General features: G+C 41.9%; 5 protein-coding genes. 2 read left to right on the forward strand and 3 right to left on the reverse strand.

Translation table 11 applies throughout. The features are described 5' to 3' along the window. Nucleotides 1–98: 98 nt before the first annotated feature. Nucleotides 99–353 (reverse strand): 30S ribosomal protein S20, encoded by a 255-nt coding sequence (gene rpsT, locus HUJ21_RS13275; RefSeq protein WP_166142474.1) that lies wholly within the window; start codon nucleotides 351–353, stop codon nucleotides 99–101. A 288-nt stretch (nucleotides 354–641) separates the two neighbouring features. Between rpsT and HUJ21_RS13280 the strand changes: the two genes are divergently transcribed. Beyond that, nucleotides 642–1,700, forward strand: coding sequence for a zinc dependent phospholipase C family protein (locus HUJ21_RS13280; RefSeq protein ID WP_291370551.1), 1,059 nt, complete (start codon nucleotides 642–644; stop codon nucleotides 1,698–1,700). On the opposite strand, the gene HUJ21_RS13285 is transcribed toward HUJ21_RS13280, so the two are convergent. Both HUJ21_RS13285 and ettA read right to left on the reverse strand, forming a co-directional pair. Then, nucleotides 1,591–2,922, reverse strand: a complete 1,332-nt coding sequence (locus tag HUJ21_RS13285; protein ID WP_166143438.1) for a pyridoxal phosphate-dependent aminotransferase — start codon at nucleotides 2,920–2,922, stop codon at nucleotides 1,591–1,593. The two genes, HUJ21_RS13280 and HUJ21_RS13285, sit on opposite strands and share 110 nt — an antisense overlap. A gap of 459 nt (nucleotides 2,923–3,381) precedes the next feature. Continuing rightward, a complete protein-coding gene (gene ettA / locus HUJ21_RS13290; RefSeq protein ID WP_291370552.1) occupies nucleotides 3,382–5,061 on the reverse strand; it encodes an energy-dependent translational throttle protein EttA in 1,680 nt (559 codons plus the stop codon). A 130-nt stretch (nucleotides 5,062–5,191) separates the two neighbouring features. Here ettA and HUJ21_RS13295 point away from each other — a divergent pair. Continuing rightward, on the forward strand, nucleotides 5,192–6,331 hold a 1,140-nt coding region (locus HUJ21_RS13295), incomplete at its 3' end, for a DUF349 domain-containing protein (RefSeq protein ID WP_291370553.1).

The raw sequence follows: 6,331 nt of genomic DNA on the forward strand, positions 1-6,331 counted from the left end.
GATTTCAGCGGAGTACCCACTAAAAATATAAAAAATTAAACATAAAAAAAACCCTGCATTGAGAAGCAGGGTTTTTTTTATGTTTTGAATTGACCGGTTTACGAAAGGGTATTTACGAATTTGGTCAATTTAGACTTTTTATTGGCTGCATTATTTTTGTGAATCACATTTTTCTTGGCCAACCTGTCGATCATGGAAGTGACTTGTTTCAACAGTTCCTGTGCCTCAGACTTGTCCTCCGTGTTTTTCAATCTTTTGATAAAGGTCCTGGTAGTTTTGGCCTGGTACCTGTTCCTCAACCTTTTGGCTTCATTTGCACGAATTCTCTTTAAAGCCGATTTGTGATTTGCCATATGTTTTTATGATTAACTTTTTCTTGTTCTTTTATGGATCGCAAATTTAACTGTTTAATTTTTAATTGCAAAACAATTACCCAAATATACCCTGAATTCTGCTAACCTTTCCACTTTTGTTGATAATCAGCAGCTTGTTTAGCTCCAACGCTTAAAATCTGAAAGGTTTTTCTATCTCGATAAACCAATGATACAAACGTACTTCATTTTTTAGTTTATCTTAAATCATGGTTTTAATTATCTCTATAATTTATTAAATTATACACTCATTTATACTTGTATTTACCCATGCGGATGGTCTTTTTGATGGTGGTCCTACAAATTACCAGCCTGAACCAGGTTTCGGGCTGGGGCTTTTATGCGCACAAATTGATCAACCGCCAGGCCGTTTTTTCACTCCCCCCCGAACTGATGGTATGCTTCAAACCCCACATCCGGTTTATTAGTGAAAAAGCAGTGAATCCAGACCGGAGAAGGTATGCCGTAAAAGGAGAAGCTGAAAAACACTTCATTGACCTGGATGTTTACGGGGACAGCGCTTTGGCATTATTGCCAATCTTCTGGTTCGATGCGGTCAAGCAATTCGGTGAGGACAGCCTCCGTATGTCTGGTATTGCTCCATGGAGTACTTATCAGACATTTTTGCAATTGACCCGGGCATTTGAGCGAAAAGATTTACAGGCCATTCTGCGTCTGGCAGCAGATCTGGGTCATTACATTGGAGATATTCATGTCCCTTTACATACCACCAAAAACTATAACGGTCAATTTACGGGACAATACGGCATTCACGGGTTTTGGGAAAGCCGACTCCCGGAGCTTTTTGCCGTGGACTACAACTTTTTTGTCGGAAAAGCGGAATATGTTCCCAACCCACAAAACCTGATATGGGAAACCATCGGGCAATCCCATGCCGCACTGGACTCGGTTTTGGCCTTCGAAGCAAGACTCACTGCACGCTTTCCGGCGGATAAAAAATACAGCTTTGAAGAAAGAGGCGGGATCAACACCCGGGTTTATTCAAAAGCATTTAGCGAGGCTTACCACCAACTGCTGGCCGGGCAGGTGGAACGACAAATGCGGCATACTATAAAAATGATAGCTGATTTTTGGTATACAGCATGGATTCTAGCCGGTCAGCCTGATTTGGAAATAGGCTCCGAACCCTTGGAAGAAAGTGACAGCCTGTTTGTTCCTGATAATTCATTAAAAAAAATCCGGCAACATGAAACCAATATCAATGGTTTGCCAGAACTTTTTTGGAAGAGTTCAGGTAAACCCCAATACTTTTGGCCAATCTTTCAAAAGTATCTCGAAAAACGTCCTCGTTTTCTTCCAATAGGGTGACCCTGAATCCCCTCAAATCGGAACAAAAAGAACTAACGGGCACCACACAGATTTTTTCTGAGGCCAGCAAATTATACACAAACCGCTTGTCATGGGGCATTTCCTTTTCCTGCAGCCATTTATCAAGGTAATCTCTAACTCTCTGATCGCTGACAGGCAAGGATTGATGCTCATCCAGTACGCCTTCATCGAAGATCACGGTATTGTAAAAGGCCCCTTTTGTTTTGTTAAACTTTATGCCTTTTACACCTCCCAATACCTCCTCCATGATCCGGCTTCTTGTACCAATGGCCGCATTGGCTTTTTTCCTGTAGGCTTTGTAATTCGGGTGACTCATGATTTTGGGGATTGCCAACTGGGGAAGGGTAGTAGAACAAACCTCTATCATTTTGGCATTCTCCAGCGTGGTACAGAGTTTTGAAAACTCCTCCGAGGTATGTTTGTTATAAAACTCCATCCAACCACAACGGGAACCCGGCCAGGGAAATTCCTTGGAAATACCCTTAAGGGAAATTCCGGGAAGGTCCTTCCCTAATATTTCTGAAAGCCCAATAGCCTCATACCCATTATAGGTGATATTTTGGTAAATTTCATCAGCGATTAACAACAGGTTAAATTCCCGGGCTATCTCCACAAAACGATCCAACACCTCCCTGGGATAGACCATGCCGGTGGGGTTATCTGGATTGATGATCAGTATCCCTACTATGGAGGAATTGTATTTTACCTTATTGTACAAATCATCCATGTCTGGATACCAACTGTTGTCGGGATCGAGATTATAGGTAATGGGACTGGTATTGGCATGAGCGGCCTCAGCTGAGCTGTGGGTTGAATAGGCAGGTGAAGGACCAATGATCCTTGCAGTCGGTATAAGAAACTGATAGAGTTTGGCTATCCCATCCCCTAATCCATTGAAAAAAAGAATGTCTTCAGGACCAATCTGAACTCCCCCTTTTTGGTTGTTGCATGTTGCCAGAAACTTTCTCGTGGCCATCATGCCCTTGCTGTCGGCATAACCATAGCTGTGATCATCCTGCACCAAGCCCGCTACGATTTCCTTCATCCAATCGGGGATAATGTTGTTTTTTTGAATGGGGTCACCAATATTCTCCCAGGTAATGTCATACCCCAACTCTTCGATCATGCGGGCTTTTTTTACTATGCCCCTGATCTCATAATTCAATTCCTCAGCTCCCGGACGCAATAACAACTGTCTCATCATAAATTCTGCGGTATTCCCTATTAAAATACAAAGAAACAAAAAAGCCTATTAAGCCATTCACTTTTAATAAAAAAAAGAAAAGCTTACTGCTCTCCGATACATGCTTTTCTGAAATTCCAATTTGAAGTGCATGAATTACATAATCAGCCAACCGGAGTTTAACCCCTAATTAAATACTTTTTACTGAAAAAAACTGTCTTAACAAACTGAATCAGAACAAATCCATTAATTTACAAGGGAATGAGTCCTTTATTCTTAAAAATTGAATGTTTTTTACCTGAATTCAGAACATTTTCGGAGAAAGTATACCTGCCCCATTTCTATAAAAAATAAATTTCTGAAATCAATGGCTTTATTATGGGACATATACCATATCCGGATCAAAAAGAAAGGCACCTGGAAATCAGGTGCCTTTCTTTCCTGCTAAGGAAAATTTTAAAATGACCATTAAAGCCACTACATCAATTTCTTGTATTTAATCCTCCTTGGACTTACATCGCCCATTCTTTTTCTTTTGTTTTCTTCATAGTCCGAGAAATTACCTTCAAACCAGTAAACGGAGCTGTCTCCCTCGAAGGCGAGAATATGGGTACATATCCTGTCCAGAAACCACCTGTCGTGAGAAATGATCACTGCACATCCTCCAAAATTTTCCAAAGCCTCTTCCAGGGACCTGAGGGTATTGACATCCAGGTCATTGGTAGGTTCATCCAATAGCAATAAATTTCCTCCCTTTTTCAGGGTCATGGCCAAATGAACACGATTTCTTTCCCCCCCTGAAAGTACACCTACCTTTTTTTCCTGATCTGCTCCGCCAAAATTAAAGCGACTGACATAAGCCCTCGCGTTGATTTCCTTATTTCCAAGTTGGATAAATTCGTTGCCTTCAGAAATAATCTCGTATACAGACTTTTTGGGGTCCAAATCATCATGTTCCTGGTCTACATAGGCAATCTTCACAGTTTCTCCAATTTCAAAATGACCGGCATCAGGTTTTTCCTTGCCTGTAATCATATTGAACAAAGTGGACTTGCCCGCTCCGTTGGGTCCTATCACTCCTACTATGCCCCCCTGGGGAAGCGAAAAAGTAAGGTCATCAAACAGCAATTTGTCGCCAAATGCTTTCGAAACACCATTTACCTCGATCACCTTGCTGCCCAGACGAGGGCCTGGTGGGATGTATAGTTCAAGTTTCGCTTCTTTTTCCCTTGCCTCTTCTCCTACCAGTTTATCGTAAGCATTTAACCTGGCCTTGCCTTTAGATTGTTTGGCCTTGGGTGACATGCGGATCCATTCCAACTCCCTTTCCAACGTTTTTTGTCTTTTGGATTCCGTTTTTTCTTCTTTTTTCAAGCGGTCCTGCTTTTGCTCCAACCAACTGGAATAGTTGCCCTTCCAGGGTATTCCCTCGCCCCGGTCCAGTTCCAGTATCCAGCCTGCCACATTATCCAGGAAGTAACGGTCGTGGGTCACCGCGATGACTGTACCCTTGTACAATTTAAGGTGCTGCTCCAGCCAAAGCACTGATTCGGCATCAAGATGGTTGGTAGGTTCGTCCAGCAACAAGACATCCGGCTCTTGTAAAAGGAGTCTGCAAAGGGCAACCCTTCTTTTTTCTCCACCGGAAAGATTTTCGACAATTGCGTCAGCCGGGGGCAACCTGAGGGCATCCATGGCTTTTTCCAGCAAGGTTTCCAATTCCCAGGCATTGGCCGCATCCAGTTTTTCCTGAACCTCTCCCTGCTGGTGGATCAATTTATCCATGGCATCAGGATCTTCCATCACGGCAGGGTCCATGAATTTTTCATTGATGGATTCAAATTCTTTGAGCAGGTTGATGGTTGATTCAACGGCTTCTTCCACTACTTCTTTTACTGTTTTGGCAGGATCCAATGCCGGCTCTTGCTCCAGCATTCCCACAGAATACCCCGGCGACCAAACCACTTCCCCCTGATATTCGGTGTCCTTACCGGCAATGATCCGTAGCAGGGAGCTTTTACCGGAGCCGTTAAGGCCTAACACGCCGATCTTGGCACCATAAAAAAATGACAGATAAATATCTTTAAGTACTTTCTTCTGTGGGGGATAGATTTTAGAGACCCCGGCCATAGAAAAAATTATTTTTTCATTACTCATGGTTCTTTTACGTTTAATTTAATCAACAAAGATGGTAAAAAATCCGCTTTCTTAGGATAAATGAAGCATTATTAATTAATTTGCAGAAATTGGAAAAACCACATCAGAATTACAACCAACCTTGCTGATCATGACGGAGCATCCTTATGGATATATAAAAGAAGACAAAATTTATTTAAAGGGTTTTTTAGGCCAGGAAGACCGGGTTATCGGAGAGGTGAAGGAGGATGAGGCATCCACAATCCGCTATTTCGAAGACCGGTACAAAACCATAAAAGGCAAAGTAGAAAAACTTAAATCAGACATCCAGGAAAACCAGAACAAGGGTTCCTTTCTGATGAAACTGATCCACCTGAAAAATTCTTTGATGAGTTATGATGGATTGGGAGATTTTCCGGCATTGATCCGGGAACTGGAGGAGCAGGAAGCTTATCTTGAGGAAATCATCCAATCCAACCGGAAGAAAAATCTGGAAATCAAGGAAGCCTTGATAGAGGAGGCTGAAGCCATTAAAAACAGCACGGATTGGAAAGAAGCTTCTGAAGCTTTTAAGGAACTTAAGCTCAAATGGCTCAAAACAGGACCTGTGGAGAAAGAGATTGAGGAAGAAATAGAAAATAAGTTCCAGTCTATTCTGGATGTGTTTTACGGAAACAGGAAAAACTATTTTGACGGACTGGCACTTCAGGCAGAACAAAACATAAAGGTCTACGAAGACTTACTCGAACAAGCCCGGGAGGCCCATGACATGGCCGACGTAAAAACAGCATTTGAAATCAGCAAAAAAATCCAAAAGCAGTGGAAAACCTCTGGAAGGGTGCCTGCAGCGAAAAGACAGCCTATTTGGGATGAATTTTCGAAATTAAACAACCGGATTTTTAGCAGGTATAAACGAATGGCTCAAAACGCACCCAAGTTGAGTCCTGGCCTGATGATCAAAAAAATAGAAAAGTTGGCTGAGGAGATGAAGTTGCTTTCCAGGGGAAAGGTAGATGGAAATAAGTTGGCGCAGGCCAAAAAATTGCAGGCGGAATGGAAAAAATTACCTCCAAAAAAACCTAGAAACGCACAACAAAGTATTGGTTCATTCGTATTCTTTTCCGAAATCGTTTTTGAAAAATCCTTTCTGGACAATCTTTGTGATTCAAAATATCCTGGATTTGAAAATAAACCTATTGAGGAGCAAATCACCATCAAATCCGGTTTACTTAAAGATTTGATTGCGAGAGATCAGCGGGAACTAAACAAAAAAAAAAAAAAAAAAAAAAAA

This window comes from Cyclobacterium sp., from assembly GCF_014762705.1.
Lineage (GTDB): Bacteria > Bacteroidota > Bacteroidia > Cytophagales > Cyclobacteriaceae > Cyclobacterium.

Coding starts and splice junctions, on each gene's coding strand:
- HUJ21_RS13280 (WP_291370551.1), top strand. CDS start 642: ATGCGGATGGTCTTTTTGATGGTGGTCCTACAAATTACCAGCCTGAAC.
- rpsT (WP_166142474.1), bottom strand. CDS start 353: ATGGCAAATCACAAATCGGCTTTAAAGAGAATTCGTGCAAATGAAGCC.
- ettA (WP_291370552.1), bottom strand. CDS start 5,061: ATGAGTAATGAAAAAATAATTTTTTCTATGGCCGGGGTCTCTAAAATC.
- HUJ21_RS13285 (WP_166143438.1), bottom strand. CDS start 2,922: ATGAGACAGTTGTTATTGCGTCCGGGAGCTGAGGAATTGAATTATGAG.